The 21,347-nt window shown below is 52.1% G+C and carries 16 protein-coding genes; 10 read left to right on the forward strand and 6 right to left on the reverse strand.

Annotated elements, in window-relative coordinates; translation table 11 throughout:
* Positions 1-72 precede the first annotated feature (72 nt).
* From HMPREF6485_RS02870 to HMPREF6485_RS02890, 5 genes are all read right to left on the reverse strand, one after another.
* Complete coding sequence (locus HMPREF6485_RS02870; RefSeq protein ID WP_004344553.1) at positions 73-858, reverse strand: M15 family metallopeptidase; 786 nt, start codon at positions 856-858, stop codon at positions 73-75.
* A gap of 33 nt (positions 859-891) precedes the next feature.
* Entirely contained in the window at positions 892-2,124 is a 1,233-nt protein-coding gene (locus HMPREF6485_RS02875) for an acyloxyacyl hydrolase (RefSeq protein WP_004344555.1), read from the reverse strand.
* Between the two features lie 273 nt (positions 2,125-2,397).
* A complete protein-coding gene (locus HMPREF6485_RS02880; protein ID WP_004342082.1) occupies positions 2,398-3,156 on the reverse strand; it encodes a succinate dehydrogenase/fumarate reductase iron-sulfur subunit in 759 nt (252 codons plus the stop codon).
* A gap of 5 nt (positions 3,157-3,161) precedes the next feature.
* Positions 3,162-5,111, reverse strand: a complete 1,950-nt coding sequence (locus HMPREF6485_RS02885; RefSeq protein ID WP_004342081.1) for a fumarate reductase/succinate dehydrogenase flavoprotein subunit — start codon at positions 5,109-5,111, stop codon at positions 3,162-3,164.
* 38 nt (positions 5,112-5,149) lie between these two features.
* Entirely contained in the window at positions 5,150-5,836 is a 687-nt protein-coding gene (locus tag HMPREF6485_RS02890; protein ID WP_004342080.1) for a succinate dehydrogenase/fumarate reductase cytochrome b subunit, read from the reverse strand.
* Between the two features lie 227 nt (positions 5,837-6,063).
* On the opposite strand from HMPREF6485_RS02890, the gene mnmG reads away from it, so the two are divergent.
* The 6 genes from mnmG (at position 6,064) to deoC (ending at position 12,819) form a co-directional block, all read left to right on the forward strand.
* The gene (gene mnmG, locus HMPREF6485_RS02895) at positions 6,064-7,935 is read left to right on the forward strand and encodes a tRNA uridine-5-carboxymethylaminomethyl(34) synthesis enzyme MnmG (protein ID WP_004344560.1); all 1,872 of its coding nucleotides are present in this window, start codon (positions 6,064-6,066) and stop codon (positions 7,933-7,935) included.
* Positions 7,936-8,128: 193 nt separating this feature from the next.
* Positions 8,129-8,659 carry an adenine phosphoribosyltransferase gene (locus HMPREF6485_RS02900; protein ID WP_004342078.1) on the forward strand — a complete coding sequence of 177 codons (531 nt, stop codon included), beginning with the start codon at positions 8,129-8,131 and terminating at the stop codon, positions 8,657-8,659.
* Between the two features lie 263 nt (positions 8,660-8,922).
* Positions 8,923-10,770, forward strand: a complete 1,848-nt coding sequence (gene uvrC / locus HMPREF6485_RS02905) for an excinuclease ABC subunit UvrC (protein ID WP_004344563.1) — start codon at positions 8,923-8,925, stop codon at positions 10,768-10,770.
* An 18-nt stretch (positions 10,771-10,788) separates the two neighbouring features.
* On the forward strand, positions 10,789-11,241 hold the full coding sequence (gene dtd / locus HMPREF6485_RS02910) for a D-aminoacyl-tRNA deacylase (protein ID WP_004344564.1): 453 nt from the start codon (positions 10,789-10,791) through the stop codon (positions 11,239-11,241).
* A 192-nt stretch (positions 11,242-11,433) separates the two neighbouring features.
* Positions 11,434-11,760: a nucleotide pyrophosphohydrolase gene (locus tag HMPREF6485_RS02915; RefSeq protein ID WP_036928010.1), complete on the forward strand. Its 327-nt coding sequence runs from the start codon at positions 11,434-11,436 to the stop codon at positions 11,758-11,760.
* Positions 11,761-11,922: 162 nt separating this feature from the next.
* A complete protein-coding gene (gene deoC, locus HMPREF6485_RS02920; protein WP_004342074.1) occupies positions 11,923-12,819 on the forward strand; it encodes a deoxyribose-phosphate aldolase in 897 nt (298 codons plus the stop codon).
* Between the two features lie 581 nt (positions 12,820-13,400).
* On the opposite strand, the gene HMPREF6485_RS02925 is transcribed toward deoC, so the two are convergent.
* Positions 13,401-14,378 (reverse strand): polyprenyl synthetase family protein, encoded by a 978-nt coding sequence (locus HMPREF6485_RS02925; RefSeq protein WP_004344569.1) that lies wholly within the window; start codon positions 14,376-14,378, stop codon positions 13,401-13,403.
* A gap of 88 nt (positions 14,379-14,466) precedes the next feature.
* On the opposite strand from HMPREF6485_RS02925, the gene polA reads away from it, so the two are divergent.
* The 4 genes from polA (at position 14,467) to HMPREF6485_RS02945 (ending at position 21,295) form a co-directional block, all read left to right on the forward strand.
* Positions 14,467-17,229 (forward strand): DNA polymerase I, encoded by a 2,763-nt coding sequence (gene polA, locus HMPREF6485_RS02930; RefSeq protein ID WP_004344571.1) that lies wholly within the window; start codon positions 14,467-14,469, stop codon positions 17,227-17,229.
* Between the two features lie 421 nt (positions 17,230-17,650).
* A complete protein-coding gene (locus tag HMPREF6485_RS02935) occupies positions 17,651-19,627 on the forward strand; it encodes a leucine-rich repeat domain-containing protein (protein WP_004344574.1) in 1,977 nt (658 codons plus the stop codon).
* A gap of 14 nt (positions 19,628-19,641) precedes the next feature.
* Positions 19,642-19,857, forward strand: a complete 216-nt coding sequence (locus HMPREF6485_RS02940; RefSeq protein ID WP_004342070.1) for a hypothetical protein — start codon at positions 19,642-19,644, stop codon at positions 19,855-19,857.
* 247 nt (positions 19,858-20,104) lie between these two features.
* Complete coding sequence (locus HMPREF6485_RS02945) at positions 20,105-21,295, forward strand: FprA family A-type flavoprotein (RefSeq protein WP_004344578.1); 1,191 nt, start codon at positions 20,105-20,107, stop codon at positions 21,293-21,295.
* Positions 21,296-21,347 lie beyond the last annotated feature (52 nt).

The raw sequence follows: 21,347 nt of genomic DNA on the forward strand, positions 1-21,347 counted from the left end.
TCAATCTTCAGCTCAAATGCAAATGCGGCATGAAAGAGTTTGACATACACCGACAGCCGGCGAGGACGGCTGTCAGTGCAGGGTGATCACCTTGTAATGCTGGCGGGCCGTGGTGCGGGAGCAGAGGTTGAAGTGCCACCATTCCGTGCGCAGGGGCATCCAACCGGCATGACGCATCACGCGCCGGAGGAGTTGGCGGTTGCTATGGGCTGTGGGAGAAAGGCGGCCGGAAGAGACGAGGGCGGCCTCACGGTCGATGTGGGAGGCGGAAGACATGTGGTCTATCTTCGTGCCCATCGGCAACGTGTCGCCACGGGCGTCGCAGAGTGTGATGTCCACGGCCATACCGTAGTTGTGCATACCTCCTCCGTGGGCGGGATTGGAGACATAGATGTCGCGCGGAGTGTCTTTCACACGGTTCCACATCTTCTGCTGTATCTCCATGGGGCGGGCGGCATCGTAGACTTTCAGGCTGAGGTCGGGACGAAGGGTCTTCAGAAAGCGCTGGGCTTCGCACAAGGCCTTCGCAGCCTTGGGGTGGAGGAAAGCCTCACGGAGGTCGTCATAGAGTGTCACACCGCAAAAATTGTCGGGCCGGGCATACATCAGACTCACTTGGATGGAGCTGTCGGCATCTTTCACGTTGACATAGCCTTGACGCTGAAGGGCGCGGGCGGTCTTGCCCAACGGATGCCGGGAGGGGCCCGAAGGTGGGGAAACTGACTTGGAACCGGCACGCACACGTGTCACAGACGGGACACCCGAGACGGCCTGCTTTCCTGTTTTGGCTTTCTGCGCCTGCAATGTGCAGGCACAAAGGCTGCACACGGCAACCATCATCAATATTTTCTTCATCATTTTACGGGATATTATAACGGTGATGCCCGACGGCTACAGCCGGACGGGAATGCCTACTACCACTTCGGAAAAGTCGGCTTTGGTGAGGTGGGCCTTGATGTTGACACCCAACCGGAGATCGTTAAACCGCCGGAAAGTGTAATGGATGCCGAGACGCTCGTAGTAGGGTTTCTCCACGAGTTTGGCTCCATGCCCCATGCGGCGATAGATGTAGGCACCGAGCGACAGACTGAGTGAAAGCTGATGGTAGTACACTTCGTGGCGAGCAGCAAGGCCCATTGACCAAGGACTGTGGCTCAACTGCCGGCCTGCAGCGGCATCGAGAGAGGCGATGTGGCCGGAATAGGTGCCATAGAACACGTCGAGTCCGGCACCGGAAGCCCAGCGGCGGGCATAGCGGCGCATCAAGGAAGCCTGAAGGGAATAGGCGGCATAGACGCGGAAACGCCCGCGACGATAGTCGGGAGAGGTGGATGGGGTGCCAAACTGGGTGAGTTGCCAGTCTTCGTCGGGCACTTTGGCACCTATGCCTACGGCAAAATCAAGATACCAATAGCGGTGGAAAGGAGCAGCGAACGGACGATGGCGGTGAGCGTAGACCTGCTCATAGCAGGGCATATACACAAGGCCGATGACGGGAGAAAAGAAGTTGGCTCCCTTGTTGGGACGATTGAGCGTGCCATTGCTGAAATGGTAGAACTCCGCACCGCCTTTCAGCCCCCAGTCGCGGGCCACGCGCCAAGTGGCGTGAAGGCCGAAATTGCAATAGAAAAGCCAACGGGAACCGATGAGTTCGTTGTCAATATTGTCGGCCTTGGAGTATTTCAGATGGCTATAAGCCACTCCGAAATTGAGGGAATAGTCGGCCATCAACCTGCGCCAACGCCACAGAGGTCGGATGAACGAACCGTAAAGGGCCCACTGGTTGCCCAAACGGGAATGATAGTCCACGGGCTCTGCCATTCCCCAGTCGGGAGCGGCCGAACGGTGCATGGTGACATCGGTACGGTTGAACTTCAGACCTACGCCAAGCGTGGGATAGTGATAGTCTTGGGCAAAGGCATCGCTGTCTTGCGGGAGAGAAGTGAAATGGAAACGGATGTCATAGGTGTCGGCATGGCGGTTTTGCAGAAACATGGAGCAATAGCGGTCGGGGGCAAGCGCACGGGAGAGACCTGCCGACACCTCCACACCCCAACGGGAAAGAGAGTCGGCCTCTGCGGCACGCATACAAAACGTTGCGGCAGTGGCTAAAAACAGCAGCATATTCCTCTTCAGCATGGGGACAAATATACATAAAATCCGGGAATATCCTATCAGGAGAGATAAGAAAAACGGTGTTGTTTGAATACAAAACAACGTTTTTCATGGGGACAATGGTTTGATTGAAAGAACAAAACGGCTGCAACCGGCTTTCTTCTTCCGATGCCGACATGAGGGCGAGGGGAACGGAAATGCTTAAAGAAACAAAAAAATCCCCACGGAAAGGACTCCGCAGGGATTGGACTTATCGTTTGACAAATAATTGTCGGGCGATGATCAGTCGGCCATCTTGGCCACGATGAACTCGCGGTTGAGACGGGCAATGTTGGCTATGCTCTCATTCTTGGGGCATACGGCTTCGCAGGCACGGGTGTTGGTACAGTTACCGAAACCGAGTTCGTCCATCCGGGCCACCATAGCCTTGGCCCGCTTGGCTGCCTCGGGACGGCCTTGGGGAAGGAGGGCCAGCTGGCTGACCTTGGAACTGACGAAGAGCATGGCCGAACCGTTTTTGCAGGCAGCCACACAGGCTCCGCAACCGATGCAGGTGGCGCAGTCCATGGCTTCATCGGCATTGTCTTTGGGAATCAGAATGGCGTTGGCATCCTGTGCCTGTCCGGTGCGCACGCTGGTGTAACCGCCGGCTTGGATGATTTTGTCGAAAGCACCACGATCCACCATACAGTCTTTGATCACGGGGAAACCGGCCGAGCGCCAAGGCTCAACGGTGATCACATCACCGTCGTTGAAACGGCGCATGTAGAGCTGGCAGGTGGTGGCTCCGCGCTCGGTCTTGCCGTGAGGCGTGCCGTTGATGTAAAGCGAACACATGCCGCAGATACCTTCGCGGCAGTCGTGGTCGAACACGAACGGCTCCTTACCTTCGTTGATGAGCTCTTCGTTGAGAATATCGAGCATCTCAAGGAACGAGGTGTCGTCGGGGATATTCTTCATCTCGCGTGTATCGAAGTGTCCCTTGTCCTTAGGGCCGTTCTGCTTCCAATACTTGATTGTGAATGATATATTCTTTGCCATAATTGTTAATTCTTATAGTTACGTGTTTGTACCTTGATTGCCTCATACTCGAGCGGCTCCTTGATGAGTTCAGGGGCTTTCGTATCGTCACCCTGATACTCCCAGCAACCCACGAAGAAGAAGTGCTCGTCGTCGCGCTTGGCCTCGCCTTCCTCCGTCTGGTGCTCCTCACGGAAGTGACCGCCGCAACTCTCCTCGCGGTGGAGGGCATCGTAGGCCACGAGTTCGCCCATGAGGATGAAGTCGCGCAGGTGGATAGCCTTATCGAGTTCTACATTGAGACCATCCTTGGTGCCGGGCACGAAGAGGTTGGTGTCGAACTCCTTGCGCAGTTCGGCCATCATCTTCAACCCTTCCTCAAGGCCTTCCTTGGTGCGGCCCATGCCCACGTGCTCCCACATGATGTGGCCCAGCTCCTTGTGGATGGAATCGACAGAGCGCTTGCCTTGAATGCCCATAAGGCGGTCGATTTCCTTGTCTACAGCCTTCTCGGCTTCTTCAAACTCGGGCAGATCGGTGGAGAGACGGGGCCAAATCTCCTGGTCGGCGAGGTAGTTCTGAATGGTGTAAGGCAACACGAAGTAACCGTCGGCAAGACCCTGCATGAGGGCGGAAGCACCCAAACGGTTGGCACCGTGGTCGGAGAAATTGCACTCGCCAATGGCAAACAGACCGGGAATGGTGGTCATCAACTCATAGTCAACCCAAATGCCGCCCATGGTGTAGTGGATGGCGGGGAAGATCATCATCGGGTTTTCGTAAGGAGAGACATCGGTAATCTCCTCATACATATCGAAAAGGTTGCCATAGCGGGCTTCGATTTCGGCCTTTCCGAGACGGTTGATGGACTCTGAGAAGTCGAGGAACACGGCCAGTCCGGTGTTGTTCACACCATAGCCCTTGTCGCAACGCTCCTTAGCGGCACGTGAAGCCACATCGCGGGGAACGAGATTGCCAAAGGCCGGATAGCGGCGCTCCAGATAGTAGTCGCGGTCTTCCTCGGGAATATCCTTGCCTTGAAGCTCTCCGGCCTGAAGCTTTTTGGCATCTTCGAGTTTTTTGGGCACCCAGATGCGGCCATCGTTACGCAAAGACTCTGACATGAGTGTCAGCTTCGACTGCTTGTCGCCATGCACGGGGATGCAGGTGGGGTGAATCTGAACGTAAGAGGGATTGGCCATGTAAGCACCCTTGCGGTAGCACTGGATGGCAGCCGTGCAGTTGCATCCCATGGCGTTGGTGGAAAGGAAATAGGTGTTGCCGTAGCCACCGGTGGCGATAACGACGGCATTGGCGCTGAAACGCTCGAGCTTGCCGGACACCAAGTTCTTGGCAATGATACCGCGGGCGCGCCCGTCTACAATGACAAGATCTTCCATCTCATAACGTGTGTAGAGCTTCACCTTACCGGCCTGAACCATGCGGCTCAATGAAGAATAGGCTCCAAGCAACAGCTGCTGGCCGGTCTGCCCCTTGGCATAGAATGTACGGCTCACCTGAGCACCACCAAACGAGCGATTGGCGAGCATGCCTCCATATTCACGGGCGAAAGGAACGCCTTGGGCCACGCACTGGTCGATAATGTTGTTGGACACCTCTGCCAAGCGATAGACATTGGCTTCGCGGGCACGATAGTCGCCGCCTTTCACCGTGTCGTAGAACAGACGATAGATGGAGTCGCCGTCGTTCTGGTAGTTCTTGGCGGCATTGATACCACCCTGCGCGGCAATGGAGTGGGCGCGGCGGGGCGAATCTTGAATGCAGAGGTTAATCACGTTGAAGCCCATCTCGCCGAGTGTGGCGGCGGCAGAAGCACCCGCAAGACCTGTACCGACAACGATTACGTCCAGTTTCAACTTATTCTTGGGGTTCACCAAACGCTGGTGAGCTTTATAGTTAGTCCATTTCTCGGCCACGGGGCCTTCGGGTATTCTGGAATTTAATGTCTTTGTCATAATATTCTAAAGTTTGATTCATTATTGATTAGACGGAATTATGCTGCACAGCAAAGGCTGGGCGCACAACCGAAGGCAAAAGCAAGCACCACGATGAGGAAGCAGAGCAGCAACAGGGTGGTGTAGACAAACCCGATGGTCTTCCAACGGTTGAACCAAATTTTACCGTTGATACCGAGTGTCTGCATGGCACTCCAGAACCCGTGGGTGAGGTGGAACCAAATGGCTACAATCCAAATAACGTAGAGAACCACGTAGACTGGATTGGCAAAGGTGTCTTTGATGAAAGCAAAACCATCGGCAGGATCGTGGGCAACGGTCATACCGGTGAGTTCGGCAAACATCATGTTGAACCAGAAATTGAAAAGGTGCAGCAGCAGACCGAGACCGATGATGATTCCAAGAACCAGCATATTCTGGCTTGCCCACTCCACTTTCTCGGGCTTGTCGGTGACAGCATAACGCTCACTGCCACGGGCACGACGATTTTGTGCGGTAAGGATAAACGCATAAACGATGTGACAAACTGCCAAAGCTGCCAAACCAATAGTTGCCGCCACAGCATACCAGTTGGCCCCGAGCAATGCACAAATCATGTTATAAGCCTTTCCTGAGAAGAGGGCTACAACGTTCATACAACCGTGGAATGTCAAAAATAGAATAAGCGCAACACCTGTTACCGACATCACGACTTTTCTACCGATAGATGAGTTGATTAACCACATAAATGATTGACTTTTAATTATTTAACTGTTAGAAACTATTCAGTATATCCTATTCATGGTAACAATTTATAAGGATGCCGCCTTCACAATACCTTGTTTTAGGTATTAAAAAGCTCTTACCGAGTGCAAAAATACTATATTTTAATGATTAAGCAAAGTATTTCTTCCAAAAATTCAATTTAATTTCTTACTTTTGCCGAGAAATCAGAAACGAGGAAAGATAAGAGATGATATACAAGTATGACGTTATCGTCATCGGGGGCGGACACGCCGGTTGCGAAGCTGCCACAGCAGCAGCACACATGGGTGCTCACACATGTCTCATCACAATGGACATGAACAAAATAGCGCAGATGAGTTGTAACCCGGCTGTGGGGGGAATCGCAAAAGGACAAATTGTCAGAGAAATCGATGCTTTGGGTGGACAGATGGGATTGGTGACCGACAATACGGCCATTCAGTTTCGTATGCTCAACATCGGCAAAGGCCCTGCCGTGTGGAGTCCGCGCGCACAATGCGACCGGGGGAAGTTCATTTGGGAATGGAGAACCATGCTTGACCGCACTGACAACCTCGACGTATGGCAGGATCAAGCTGACGAACTGATTGTAGAAAATGGCGAAGCCGTAGGCGTGACGACCATTTGGGGAGTGGCATTTCGTGCGAAAAGTGTCATCGTGACTGCCGGAACATTCCTCAATGGACTCATGCACGTTGGTCGACATAAGATAGAAGGTGGAAGATGTGCCGAACCGGCCGTGCATTATTTCACTGAAAGCATCACAAGACATGGCATCGTCTCGGCCCGCATGAAGACCGGAACACCCGTGCGCATCGACAAACGAAGCGTGCATTTCGAGGATATGGAGATACAACAAGGTGACTCCGGCTTCCATCGTTTCTCTTACATGGGACAAGAAAGAAAGCTTAAACAGCTTCCTTGTTGGACATGCTACACCAACGGAGAGGTTCATGAGGTATTGAAAGGGGGCTTGGCCGACTCTCCCCTCTTCAACGGACAAATACAAAGCACCGGTCCCCGTTATTGCCCATCAATAGAAACCAAGCTTGTCACTTTCCCCGACAAGGATCAACATCCGCTTTTTCTCGAACCCGAAGGGGAAAATACAAATGAGATGTATCTCAATGGTTTCTCGTCCAGTATGCCATTGGACATACAGCTGGAGGCCATCCACAAAATTCCGGCACTCAGAGATGCAAAGATTTACCGTCCCGGCTATGCCATCGAATATGATTATTTCGATCCTACACAACTCAAACATTCGTTGGAATCGAAGATTCTAAGCGGACTTTTCTTTGCAGGACAAGTAAACGGGACCACCGGATACGAGGAAGCAGGAGGACAAGGATTGGTAGCCGGTGTGAATGCAGCTATCCATTGTAATGGCGGAGAGCCTTTTGTGATGAATCGTGACGAAAGTTATATCGGCGTTCTCATCGATGATTTGACCACTAAAGGGGTAGATGAACCTTACCGAATGTTTACTTCCCGTGCAGAATATCGCATACTCTTGCGGCAGGACGATGCCGACTCCAGACTCACGAAAAAGGCGTATAACCTCGGTATTTCTACTCGCAAACGTTACGATTGGTGGCTTGAAAAGAAAGAAGCCATCGAAAGAATCATCCGTTTCTGCGAGGATACACCTATCAATAAGGAGCACATCAATCCACAATTAGAGGCACTTGGCACGACGCCTTTGCGTGCCGGATGTAAATTGGTAGACTTGGTGACACGCCCCAACCTCACCTTACAAAACCTTTCAGAAATCATTCCATCGCTCAAAGAAATCTTGGAATCGCCTAAAAACCGCAAGGAAGAAATAACCGAAGCCGCGGAAATCAAAATGAAGTATAAAGGTTATATTGATCGGGAAAGAATCGTTGCAGACAAAATGCACCGTTTGGAGAACATCAAAATAAAGGGAAGATTCGATTACGCCACCCTTCACGAGATTTCAACGGAAGGCCGACAAAAGCTTTCAAGCATTGAACCTGAAACCTTGGCACAGGCAAGTCGGATCCCCGGGGTTTCTCCCAGCGACATCAACGTGCTGCTGGTACTTCTTGGAAGATAGCAAAAAGGCTATGTTTCACGTGAAACCAAAGGCGACATAAACGACACAGAACCAAGCATTTAGGCCTTAAAGAAAAACGTGAATCGTTGATTACGCATCCATCAAAAAAGTGAGAGAGGACTACAGAGGCTATAAGGAACTCCACCGATAAGACATCATAAACAAAACATAATAAACACTTATCATTTAGAAAATGAACAACCCGGTATTATTAAAGAATCTGCGTTGCATTCCCGATTGGCCCATCAAAGGGGTGATGTTCCGCGATGTAACGACCCTTTTCAAGAATCCCAATTCGCTGAAAGAAATCAACAACGAACTGTTTGAGCTCTACAAAGACAAGGGAATCACCAAGATTGTAGGCATAGAATCGCGCGGATTCGTCATGTCATCCGCCTTAGCCGTGCGGCTCAACGCAGGCATCGTGCTTTGCCGTAAGCCCGGCAAACTACCATGCAGAACCGTCCAAGAAAGCTACGCCAAAGAATATGGCATGGACACCATCGAAATACACGAAGATGCTATCAATGAAAACGATGTGATTTTGCTACACGATGACCTCTTAGCCACCGGAGGAACCATGCAGGCAGCCTGCAACCTTGTGCGCAAATTCCACCCCAAAAAGATCTACTGTAACTTCCTAATCGAACTGGACAGTGAATTTCCCAACAGTCGGGACACATTCGATAAAGACATTGAAATAACCTCCCTATTGAAGTTCTAGTCCACCACTGCCATGCTCCCACAGGGGCGTGGCAGTTCTCTTATAACAGTGACAGTGTCAAATGGATCTGATTTGTCCCTTCTGGAAATCAAACGGAACCACACCGACACCACCTATCCCCTCCCATCATACACTTTTTTTTATAAATAGGACTAATAAATGATGGGAAAGAACAAGAACGCAAGGAAACGATTACGGGCAAACTGTCGTTTCACGTGAAACATCAATTCACGAAACGCCCATAAACAAAGGAGATACACGACGTGACACGAGAAGAAAACGAAAAAAGACTGGCCAATCTCAAGAACATCGTTTTGAACATGCCGGAGAAGCCCGGAAGCTACCAGTTCTATGATGAAGACCATACTATCATCTACGTTGGTAAGGCCAAGAATCTCAAACGGCGTGTATCTTCCTATTTCCATAAAGAAGTAGACCGATACAAGACCAAAGTGCTTGTCTCCAAAATCATGGACATCTCCTACACCGTGGTGAACACTGAGGAGGATGCCCTTCTGTTGGAGAACGCACTCATCAAGAAATACAATCCACGCTACAATGTGCTGCTGAAAGACGGCAAAACCTATCCCAGCATCTGCGTAACAAACGAATACTTCCCACGGATATTCAAGACCAGGCATATCAACAAGAAAGCCGGGACATACTTCGGCCCCTATCCTCACATCGGGAGCATGTATGCCGTATTGGAACTCATCAAGCGGCTTTACAAGCCCCGCACCTGCCGTTTCCCCATCACAAAAGAAGGAATAGCTGAGGGGAAATACAAGCCCTGTCTGGAATACCACATCCACAACTGTGGAGCACCGTGCATCAACAAGCAAAGCTATGAGGAATATCAGGAAAACATGCGTCAGGCAAGGGAGATCCTGAAGGGCAATACACGCCAAGTGAGCAAATGGTTATACGACCAGATGATGAAGAATGCCGAGCTCCTGCACTTCGAGATAGCCGAAGAACTGAAAAAGAAATACACACTGCTCAACGAGTTTGTGTCGAAGAGCGAGGTGGTGAGCCACACGATAGACGATGTGGATGTGTTTACCATCGTCGACGACTCCACCAACAAGAATGCCTTCATCAACTACATACACGTGAAAAACGGCACCATCAACCAAAGCTTCACCTACGAATATAAGCGCAAACTCGACGAGAGTGACCAAGAGCTCCTCATTACAGCAATCCCGGAGATACGCGAACGGTTTGGAAGCCATGCCAAAGAGGTTATCGTACCGTTCGAAATGGAATGGAAACTGAAAGATGCCGAGTTTTTCGTACCGCAGAGGGGCGACAAGAAACACCTGCTCGACCTTTCCGAAATGAATGGCAAACAGTATAAATTCGACCGCCTGAAGCAAGCCGAGAAACTCAATCCCGAGCAGAAGCAGACCCGCCTGATGAAAGAACTGCAAGAGAAACTCAAACTGCCCAAGCTGCCCTACCACATAGAATGCTTTGACAACTCCAATATCTCCGGCACCGATGCCGTGGCCGGCTGCATCGTCTATAAGGGCATGAAACCCTCGCGCAAGGACTACCGCAAATATAACATCAAGACTGTTGTGGGCCCCGACGACTACGCCTCAATGCAAGAGGTGGTGCGGCGGCGCTACAGCCGCATGACAGAAGAGCAGTCTCCCCTCCCCGACCTCATCATCACCGATGGCGGCAAGGGACAGATGGATGTGGTGAGACAGGTGGTGGAAGGAGAACTGAAACTCAATATCCCCATTGCGGGACTGGCCAAAGACGACCGCCACCGCACCAACGAACTGCTGTTCGGGTGGCCCGCACAGACAGTCGGACTCGATGTAAAAAGCGAACTCTTCAAAGTGCTCACCCAGATACAAGACGAGGTGCACCGCTATGCCATCACCTTCCACCGCGACAAGCGTTCCAAGCACGCCCTCCACAGCGAATTGGACGATATCAAGGGTATAGGCCCCAAGACTAAAGAAATGTTACTCAAGAAACTGAAAAGCGTCAAACAGATTAAAGCAACTGATAATCAACAACTTATAGAATTATTAGGGCCCAGTAAAGGTAACCTTATCTATAAACATTTCCATCCGAACGACACAATTATGGAATAATTTTCGTATATTTGCCACATGAGAATTGTGATACAGCGGGTGTCCCGTGCAGCGGTGACCATCCGCCAGAGCGTCAAGTCTTCCATCGGGCAGGGTTTCCTCATCCTCACAGGCATCGAAGAGGCCGACTCGTCGGAAGATGTCGATTGGCTTGTGAGAAAGGTCATCGGACTGCGCGTATTCGACGACGAGAACGGGGTGATGAACCGCTCCATCATGGATGTGGGCGGCGAAATACTTGTCATCTCGCAATTCACACTGTTTGCAAGCTACAAGAAGGGCAATCGCCCGTCGTGGTTGAGAGCAGCCCGGCATGAGCATTCTGTGCCGCTATACGAAGAATTTTGCCGTAAACTCTCCGATGCTTTGGGCAAAGAGGTGGGAACGGGAGAATTCGGGGCCTATATGCAGGTGGATTTGTGCAACGACGGGCCGGTGACCATTTGCATGGATACAAAGAAGAGGGAGTAAAGGAAAAAGGCTCACCTCCGACCCCTCTCCGAGGGGGATAGGAAGTGAAATGCTCATAGCCTCAAAGGTTGCTGATTTGCAATTCATGATGCGGGAATGGACCGTGAATGAGTGCCGGGCGTGAATAAAAACGGCAAAAGTCGGAAGAAGACGATGGAAAACAAGTATGCTATAAAGACAGGAAAAACAACGATGACAATAAAAGAAGCCCAAGAAGCTGTAGACCAATGGGTTAAGACTTATGGTGTGAGATATTTCTCCGAACTCACCAACATGGCCTGTCTCACCGAGGAAGTGGGCGAGTTGGCCCGCGTGGTGGCCCGCAAATACGGCGACCAGAGCTTCAAGAAGGGCGAACAGCCCAACTTGGGTGAAGAGATGGCCGATGTGATGTGGGTACTCATTTGTCTGGCTAACCAAACGGGGGTAGACCTCACCGAGGAGTTGCAAAAAAGCTTCGAAAAGAAGACCAAGCGCGATGCCACGCGCCACCTCAACAACCCTAAATTGCTGGGATGACGAAAAGGTATGCAAAAGGCCGTACCGGACTGTAGGGGCAGGCATAAAGCATTGCCCCTACAGTTCGGCACATCCCTTGAATCTTTGCAGATTTAAATGTTTGAATCTTAAACATCATGTACGAGAAATAAACCATTTACTAACATTAAAAACTTTAAAATTATGGCTATCAATGACGTAGACAAGTATGTAGCAACATTGCAGAAGTACAACACCAACATCAAGGATGAAGAGGTGAAAGCAGCGGTGGAGAAAATCATCGCAGAGAAAGTGCCCGAAAACGACACTCCCGAAGTGAAGAAATTCCTCTTGGGCAGCGTGGAGCTCACCTCCCTCCGCACCACCGACAACGAAGAGAACATCCTCGCCATGGTGGAAAAGGTGAACCGCTTCGACAAAGAATATCCCGAATTGCCGCATGTAGCCACGATTTGCACCTACCCCAACTTCGCCAAACTCGTGAGCGAGTCGCTGGAGGTAGACGGTGTGCAAGTGGTCAACGTGAGTGGCAGTTTCCCCTCCTCTCAGACATTTATCGAGGTGAAGGTGGCCGAGGCCTCACTCGCTGTGAAAGACGGCGCCACAGAGATTGATATCGTGATGCCCGTGGGCAAATACCTCAGCGGCGACTATGAGGGTGTGGCCGACGAAATCGGCGAGCAGAAGCAGGCTTGCGGCGAATGCCCCATGAAGGTGATTCTCGAGACCGGTTGCCTGCCCTCCATGAGCGATGTGAAGAAGGCTTCCATCATCGCCATGTATGCCGGTGCCGACTACATCAAGACTTCCACGGGTAAGGAGAAAGTCAGCGCCACTCCGGAGGCTGCCTACGTGATGTGCCAGGCCATCAAGGAATACTACGACCAGACGGGCATCCAGATAGGTTTGAAGCCCGCAGGCGGCATCAACACCGTGCGCGATGCCGTGACCTACTACACCATCGTGAAAGAGGTGCTGGGCGAGAAGTGGCTCACCAACAAGTGGTTCCGCATGGGCACCAGCCGTCTCACCAACCTGCTCATCAGCGAACTCGTGGGCAAGGAAGTGAAGTTCTTTTAAGAGACCCCCAACCCCCTAAAGGGGGCTTTGCCATCCTGCAAACAGGTGGAATGGCAAAGCCCCTCTCAGGGGACTGTTTTTTTTCAGGGGCTTTAACGGATATATAGCACAAAACATTAAATCTTTCGAAAAAGCCTTACAGCCAAAAGCACTCCCGTCTTTTGGCTTTTTTAAAATATTCACTTCATCCGCCCTATCCGCCCCATCAATTTCCTCACCCGGCCCAAACGACCATCCAAAACGGCCACACCCGGAAGCTCACTCGGCCCAAACGACAACCTCAAAGAGGCCCTTTCGCAACGCCATTCTGGCCAAATCATTACCCATTTCAGGATGGAAAAGCCCCCTTTAGGGGGTTGGGGGTCTTTTAGGGAGGGTTGGGGGGCCGTGGTAATCGAAAAAAGGGAAACGCCCTCGCGCTTCCCTTGCCAATGCAAAGATACTACTTTTGCGTGCAATTTTCAAATATGATGCGAAAACTATTGACATCCTCCGCATCCCACACCGCACGGCACCGCAACAAAAGACCAGCCTCCTGTGGCCTCGTGTTCACCCGACTTCAGGGCCTTTCCTCCCCCACCCTACGACTTCCGCTCTATCACAAAGTTGAGGTAAGCTTTGAGAGCCTCTCCGATAGCCCCGTCGGTCACATGGCTGCCGATAAACTCCATACACTCGGCATGGAAGTCGCCCATGCGCCTCTCGGCATATTCTATACCACCGTTGCGCTTGGCAAAAGCCACCAGTTCATCAATTTCTCCCTTCGTCACACTCCCCTCCTTCACCTTCATGGCCAGTGCCCGCATTTCCTCGTCTCCCGTGGTGTGGAGCGCATGAATCACCGGTAAGGTGAGCTTGCCCTCGGCCATGTCGTTGCCGGTAGGCTTGCCGATGGCCTCAGAGTCGTAGTAGTCGAAGATGTCGTCGCGTATCTGGAAGATGATGCCAAGGTTTTGACCAAATTTCCGGGCCGCCTCAATGTCTTCCCGACCGGCTCCGGTCGACATCGCCCCCATGCCCGCACAAGCCTCAAAGAGAGCCGCCGTCTTCTGGCGTATCACCTGATAGTACACCTCTTCGGATATTTCCTGATTCCGGATGTTGGTGAGCTGCAATATCTCGCCATTGGAGAGCGTACGCCCCAGTTGGGCCAGATAGGTGATGATGGCCTGATCGCCCGTCAGCGACACATTGAGCAGGGCCGTGGAGAGGATATAGTCGCCCACGAGCACGGCCACTTTGTTGTTGTAGCTCGCATTCACCGAGGCCTGTCCGCGCCTCTCCCCGCTCTCGTCCACCACGTCGTCGTGTACCAGACTGGCCGTGTGGAGCAGTTCCAGACCCACGGTCGCGCGCTGCGTCACCTCCGTCACCTCACCGAAATTCTTGGCCATGAGCAGTATCAGCATCGGCCTCATGCGCTTTCCGGCCCGCTTCCTGATATGCTCAAGCACCTGCCCGAGCAGTCCGTCGGCGTGCGACAGCGAGTCGTTGAAAAGGTTGATAAAGGTATCCAGTTCTGAAGAAATCGGCTGTTTGATGAGAGTCAAATAATCCATGAGTCTGTAAATTTGTTACAAATTTAGTTATTTATTCGGTATTTGTGGCAATTTTTTAGTAATTTTACGCAGAAAATCAGCTTTTAATATGGATAAATTATTTCTCTTGGACGCCTACGCCCTCATCTACCGCTCCTACTATGCGCTGCTGCGCAGTCCCCGCATCAACTCCAAAGGACTCAACACCTCGGCTGTGCTGGGATTCATGAACACGCTCAACGAGGTGCTCACCAAGGAGCGTCCCACCCACATCGGTGTGGCCTTCGACCACGGCAAGACGTTCCGCCACGAGGCATTCCCCCAATATAAGGCCCAGCGCGAGGAGACACCGGAAGACATCAAGCTCTCCGTGCCTATCATCAAGCGCATTCTCGAAGCCTACCGCATACCCATCTTGCAGGTAGACGGCTTCGAGGCCGACGACATCATCGGCACCGTGGCCACGCGTTTCGGCCGCGAGGGCGTGGCTGCCTACATGCTCACGCCCGACAAAGACTACGGTCAGCTCGTGGCCGACAACGTGTATATCTACCGTCCGCGCCATGGCGGGGGCTACGAGGTGATGGGCCCCAAGGAGGTGCAGGCGAAGTATGGCATCGCCTCTCCGCTCCAAGTCGTCGACCTGCTGGCACTCATGGGCGACTCGGCCGACAACTTCCCGGGCTGTCCGGGCGTGGGCGAGAAGACGGCGGCGAAACTCATCGGCGAGTTTGGCAGCGTGGAAAATCTCATTGCCAACACAGCACAACTGAAGGGCAAATTGCGCGAAAAGGTGGAAGGGGCCGTGGAAGACATCAAGATGTCAAAGTTCCTCGCCACCATCCGGACGGATGTGCCGACCGACATACGGCTCGACGATCTGAAGGTGGAATCGCCCGACGAGGCAAAACTCGACCAGATCTTCACCGAACTGGAGTTCAACAGCTTCAGAAAGCGAATGCTTAACAAAGCTGAAAAGAAGCAAAAAACCGATAATCTGCAGCTCGATTTTTTTGCCGAAAATCCGACCGACGGGCCGTCTGTCGCTGAAAACGCGAATTTTGAGACTCTAAAAACGATACCTCACGAATACCAACTCATTGAAACAGAGGATGAAGCGCGCCGACTTTATGACTTTTTCAGGACAAACAAAATTCTCAGTCTGGACACAGAGACCACTTCCACCAATGCCATCGAGGCCGAATTGGTGGGATTGAGCTTTGCCGTGGAGGAGCGGAAAGCATTTTATGTGGCCATTCCGGCCAATCGTGAAGAAGCCTTAAAAATCGTTGCAATATTCAAACCGCTCTACGAAGACCCCGAAATCCTGAAAGTGGGACAAAACATCAAGTACGACATCGAGGTGCTCCGCCACTATGGCGTGGAGGTGGCCGGTCCCATGTTCGACACGATGATTGCCCACTACCTGCTCCAACCCGAACTCCGCCACAACATGGACTACATGGCCGAGGTCTACTTGGGCTACCGCACCGTACACATCGAGGAGCTCATCGGCCCCCGGGGGCGCAACCAGAAAAACATGCGCGACCTCTCCCCCACCGACATCTACGAGTATGCCTGCGAAGATGCCGACATCACGCTGCGGCTCAAAAACGTGCTCGAACCCAAACTTGACGAGGCCGGCGTGGCCCGGCTCTTCCACGACATCGAGATGCCGCTGGTGGGCGTGCTGGCCGACATGGAGCTCAACGGCGTTTGCCTCGACACCGAAGCACTGCACGAAACGTCGGAAGTTTTCAACAAGCGCATGACCACTATCGAGCAACACATCTACGAGTTGGCGGGCGAGCAGTTCAACATCTCTTCGCCCCGGCAGGTGGGCGACATCCTCTTTGGCAAGATGAAGATTGTGGACAAGCCCAAGAAGACCAAAACCGGGCAGTTTGTCACCTCCGAAGAGGTGCTCCAGCAACTGCGCTCCAAGAGTCCCATCATCGACGAGATACTGAACTACAGGGGTCTCAAGAAACTTCTCAGCACCTATGTCGATGCCCTGCCCAAACTCATCAACCCGCGCACGGGGCGCATCCACACCTCGTTCAACCAGACTGTCACGGCCACGGGCCGGCTCTCGTCGAGCGATCCCAACCTGCAAAACATTCCTGTGCGCGACGACGACGGGAAGGAGATTCGCAAGTGCTTCATTCCCGAACCGGGCTGTCTGTTTTTTTCAGCCGATTACAGTCAGATAGAACTGCGCATCATGGCTCATCTCTCGGAAGACGAAAACATGATCGAAGCCTTCCGCGAGGGCTTCGACATCCATGCCGCCACGGCTGCCCGCATCTGGCATAAGGACATCGGCGAGGTGACTCCCGCCGAGCGCAAGAAGGCCAAACAGGCTAACTTCGGCATCATCTACGGCATCACCACCTACGGACTGGCCCAGCGCATGGACATCTCCAACGGTGAGGCCCGTGACCTCATCGACGGCTACTTCCTCACCTTCCCGCGCGTGGAGGCCTACATGGAGCAGGCCAAGGAGACCGCCCGCAAGCAAGGCTACGCCGAGACGCTCTTCCACCGCCGCCGCTATCTGCCCGACATCAATTCCCACAACGCCACCGTGCGGGGCTTCGCCGAGCGCAACGCCATCAATGCGCCCATACAAGGCTCCGAGGCCGACATCATCAAGGTGGCCATGGTGCGCATCCATCGCCGCTTCAAGGCCGAGGGCATCCGCTCGAAGATGATCCTACAGGTACACGACGAACTCAACTTCTCTGTCTTCCCCGAGGAGAAAGAGCAGGTGGAACGCATCGTCGTCGAAGAGATGCAGGGAGCCTACAAGCTCCGGGTGCCCCTCGTGGCCGATGCCGGATGGGGCAAAAACTGGCTCGAAGCGCATTGATAACAAGGCGGGCAGACGGCAATCTTCTGATTGCATCTGCCCGCCTTTTTTTGACCATTTCCCACAAAGACCGTGAAAAACGCTATAACAAATGTTAAGTGCACGATTATTATGTTAACAAAATATAATAATCGGGGGGGGTAAAACAACACCCATAAATATTTGATAACTTTGCAGCGACAAATTAGCAAATATATAGAGACAACATTCCCAAGCATCGGAAGCAGACTATTCTAAGAACACGAACAAGTTCAGAGAACGGCTTGTATCGCCACACAAGAATTTTGCAACACTCCTTTGACTGCCACTCATCATCAGCACGAGAGGAGCATCGCCGCGCCCTAAAATGCGGGCAGCAGACAAGAGAAAGTATCATTCGGTGTAAAGGACAAAGAGAGTGTAAATCATATCAACAATAACAATGCGAAAAATTTTACTTTTATTTGTAGCCGCCATCGTGGCTGCAAGTGCGCACGCAAGTGTCAAAGTGACAGAAAATCCCTCGGGAACAGTTACTATCGCCGTGAATGGAGCGGCCGGACAGATTGGAGTAGAGAACATCCAATGGGGGAACAAGAGCTACGATTATGCTTCAGGAATGACCGCAGCGTATCAGGCTCTCATCAAAACTGCACAGAATGTCATCATCACCGGCAATATAAACAGTGATGACATCAAGACTTTGGTAGCGAAGAATCAAAACGGAAACACTTGGACTCTCAACACATTGGACATGAAAGGGGCTTCCATTGATAAAATTACGGTCGAGGGAAGTGAATGGTATGCCGGCTCACATACTTTCATGCCCGATGGAAATACAAGGATTTCATGCAAGAAATTCGTGTTTCCACATACCAACGACGGGATTGTCCCCGATTATTTCAGTGCTTGTTTCCAAAGAACTAATTCGCAGTTAGAGACCGTTATTATTCCCAATGGATATAAGAGCATAGGTAAAAAGGCATTCAACAACACAACCATCAAGCATATCACTCTGCCCAACTCTCTTGAGTTTATTGGCGAGGAAGCATTTGTAGAATGTCATAACCTGAAGACCATTGCTTTCCCCGCCGGCTTGAAAACAATCGGTGACAAAGCATTCAACAACACCAAGCTGATGGATGTTTATTTCCTCGGCAAGGAAGCACCAATCGTAGGCAATGACGCTTTTGATGCGGGAACATATAAGGGAAACGGCGGATTCGCCCCCACCAATTATAGCGATACTAACCCTATTGGAGATACAAAAAATGGCTATGCCGAGCGTCGTAACTACATCAATGGTGCAAACACCTTTGGATTGCTCCACCTGCGCGCCGATCTGACCAATGAACAACGTGCCAAATATACCGATATTACTCGTGACTACAGAGTAGAGAAAATAGATGAAAACAACCCAAATAGTTTTTATAAAGCTTTCTACGACCTTTACTATGGCAATATGAAGATATGGCCGGGCAGAGTCTCCTATGAAAAGACCTTTAATGATGCTGTAGCCGGAAAGCTCTGGAATGGCACCACTACTTACGACAAGGCCAAATACATGGGCCTACACAAATTCACCATCACCGTCTCCAATGTCTACAACGATGACACCGAGAAGTGGAAGTTCGGCAAAAAGGGACAGCAGTGGTGGACCATCTGCGTGCCTTTCAACATGACCAAGGCGCAAGTGACAGCCGTGTTTGGAGCCAACACCGAGGTTTGCAAGATGAACGAAGTGGTGAGGAACAAGGAGAAGCGTCGCATCACCTTGAAGTTTAAGGACGACCAATATAAGAATGCAGCCTCCGACGACGCCATTGTCATCAAGGCACACGAGGCCTATATGATTTTCCCGACAGCCTCCCCCACCCTCGACCTCACATTTGAGGGCTATCAACTGGAGGAAGGCAGCCCTATCCCCACTATCATCAGTGCCACGGAAGAGGGCAGCGTGACGGAGAATGGCGGCTACACCTACCGCTTCATCGGCAACTACCTCTCCACTTGGAACGCCAACGAGAACAACGGCGTGGGCAAGCCCATCTACATGCCGCAATACACCTACTTCCTCGGGGCAAAGGGAGGCAAGCACGTGTTCTTCTACCAGACGGGCACCACGGGTAAGTGGAATCCGTTCTCGGCTACCGTGCAGGTGTTCAAAGGACAAACCAACTTCGGCATCGACGACTCCTTTGTGACCGAAAGCGGAGCCAAGACGGCCTCTTTCTTCGGCACCGAAGACGACAGCCACACCACCGGCATTGAAGACGTCACGATAGAGGCTGGCAACAACCCTGCTACCAGCGTGGTCTACACCCTCGACGGGCGCATCGCCGGCCGCAGCCAACAGGCTCTCAACGGCCTGAAGAGCGGCATCTACATCGTGAATGGAAAGAAAATTGTTGTACGCTAAAGAATATACGAAAAATGAAAAAAACATATCAAACACCGGAAACCTCTGTTGTCAAAATAAAGATGGAAACCTTGTTGCAGGCCACCAGCCGCGTGAGTAATGTCGGAGGCAATTCCTCTTCCAACTCCGGGAAAGAGCACTATAACGACCCCACAGGACAAATTTCCGGCCAAGACGGAGGCGAGTCACTCTCCAAGCGAAACAACATGTGGGACGGTTTCGACGATTGACAACCGTCACTCCAAGAATATCTTCAAGGCAAAGGATGGCAGGAGCCCTACACAGGGCACTGCCATCCTTTGTTTGTCAGTGACATCAAATAAAACTTTTCAACTCATACATTGCAGATGATCAGAAACAATAAAAAGGAGGGAAAACTTCTATTATTCATAGAAAATGACTACATTTGCACCTGACACCGGCCGCGGCAATGCTGAGCCGGACTCATAAACGCTGCTTACAAACAACACTAAGAATATGATTAAAATAACCGACAACACTTATTACGTTGGTGTCAACGATCGCAAGAAAGCCCTTTTCGAGGGCTTGTGGCCCCTGCCCAATGGCGTGTCCTACAACTCCTATCTCATCGTAGACGACAAGGTGTGCCTCATCGATACCGTGGAGGTGGACTTCTTCACGCAGCTCATCGAGAACATACGCGAGGTGATAGGCGACCGGCCCATCGACTACATCGTGGTGAACCACATGGAGCCCGACCACAGCGGTTCGCTCTCGCTCATGCGCAAGTTCTATCCCGATGTGAAGGTCATCGGCAACAAGAAGTCGTTTGACATGCTCTGCGGCTTCTACGGCGAGCGGGGCTGCGAACATGAGGTGAAGAACGGCGACACCGTGGCACTGGGCCGGCACACCCTGCAATTCTACATGACCCCGATGGTGCACTGGCCCGAGACCATGATGACGCTCGACACCACCACCCGGGCCATCTTCACGGGCGATGCCTTCGGCTGCTTCGGTGCCCTCAACGGTGGACTGATAGACTCCGAAATCAACTGCGACCGCTTCTGGCGCGAAATGGTGCGCTACTATTCCAACATCGTTGGCAAATACGGTACGCCCGTACAGAACGCCCTGAAGAAGTTGGCCGGCGTGCAGCTCGACTACATTTGCCCCACCCACGGGCCTGTGTGGCACGAACATGCAGACAAGGTGGTGGGCATGTACGACCAAATGAGCCGCTACGACACCGAGGAAGGCATCGTGATATGCTACGGCACCATGTATGGCAACACCGAGCGCATGGCCGAAATCATCGCCCGTGAGGCCAGTCAGGCGGGCATCAAAAACGTGATGATGTACAATGTCTCGAAGACCCACCACTCCTATCTCATCCGCGACGTGTTCCGCTACAAGGGTCTCATCGTGGGTGCCCCCACCTACAACACGGGCCTCTACCACGAGATGGAAGTCTTCCTGAGCGAGATAGCCAACCGCGACATCAAGAACCACCTGCTCGGTTGGTTCGGCAGCTATGGCTGGGCAGGCAAAGCCGTGGCCAAGATAGCCGAATGGAACGAGAAGCATATACACTTCGAGGCTGTGGGCGAACCCGTAGAAATGAAGCAGGCACTCACACCTGAAGTGGTGGAGAAGTGCCGTGCACTGGGCAGGGCCATGGCCGAGAGGCTGATTAAGGAGAGGTGAAAAGCCTCCCCCGACCCCTCCGAAGGAGGGGAGGGCCTCGCGGGACAAGAGA

This window comes from Segatella buccae ATCC 33574 (assembly GCF_000184945.1).
GTDB classification, from domain to species: domain Bacteria; phylum Bacteroidota; class Bacteroidia; order Bacteroidales; family Bacteroidaceae; genus Prevotella; species Prevotella buccae.

Excerpts from the sequence above, each read along its gene's own strand:
- HMPREF6485_RS02890 (WP_004342080.1), bottom strand. The coding sequence starts at position 5,836 with ATGTGGTTAATCAACTCATCTATCGGTAGAAAAGTCGTGATGTCGGTA.
- HMPREF6485_RS02925 (WP_004344569.1), bottom strand. The coding sequence starts at position 14,378 with ATGGATTATTTGACTCTCATCAAACAGCCGATTTCTTCAGAACTGGAT.
- mnmG (WP_004344560.1), top strand. The coding sequence starts at position 6,064 with ATGATATACAAGTATGACGTTATCGTCATCGGGGGCGGACACGCCGGT.
- HMPREF6485_RS02880 (WP_004342082.1), bottom strand. The coding sequence starts at position 3,156 with ATGGCAAAGAATATATCATTCACAATCAAGTATTGGAAGCAGAACGGC.
- dtd (WP_004344564.1), top strand. The coding sequence starts at position 10,789 with ATGAGAATTGTGATACAGCGGGTGTCCCGTGCAGCGGTGACCATCCGC.
- HMPREF6485_RS02945 (WP_004344578.1), top strand. The coding sequence starts at position 20,105 with ATGATTAAAATAACCGACAACACTTATTACGTTGGTGTCAACGATCGC.
- HMPREF6485_RS02915 (WP_036928010.1), top strand. The coding sequence starts at position 11,434 with ATGACAATAAAAGAAGCCCAAGAAGCTGTAGACCAATGGGTTAAGACT.
- deoC (WP_004342074.1), top strand. The coding sequence starts at position 11,923 with ATGGCTATCAATGACGTAGACAAGTATGTAGCAACATTGCAGAAGTAC.
- HMPREF6485_RS02870 (WP_004344553.1), bottom strand. The coding sequence starts at position 858 with ATGATGAAGAAAATATTGATGATGGTTGCCGTGTGCAGCCTTTGTGCC.
- polA (WP_004344571.1), top strand. The coding sequence starts at position 14,467 with ATGGATAAATTATTTCTCTTGGACGCCTACGCCCTCATCTACCGCTCC.
- HMPREF6485_RS02935 (WP_004344574.1), top strand. The coding sequence starts at position 17,651 with ATGCGAAAAATTTTACTTTTATTTGTAGCCGCCATCGTGGCTGCAAGT.
- HMPREF6485_RS02885 (WP_004342081.1), bottom strand. The coding sequence starts at position 5,111 with ATGACAAAGACATTAAATTCCAGAATACCCGAAGGCCCCGTGGCCGAG.
- HMPREF6485_RS02875 (WP_004344555.1), bottom strand. The coding sequence starts at position 2,124 with ATGCTGCTGTTTTTAGCCACTGCCGCAACGTTTTGTATGCGTGCCGCA.
- HMPREF6485_RS02900 (WP_004342078.1), top strand. The coding sequence starts at position 8,129 with ATGAACAACCCGGTATTATTAAAGAATCTGCGTTGCATTCCCGATTGG.
- HMPREF6485_RS02940 (WP_004342070.1), top strand. The coding sequence starts at position 19,642 with ATGAAAAAAACATATCAAACACCGGAAACCTCTGTTGTCAAAATAAAG.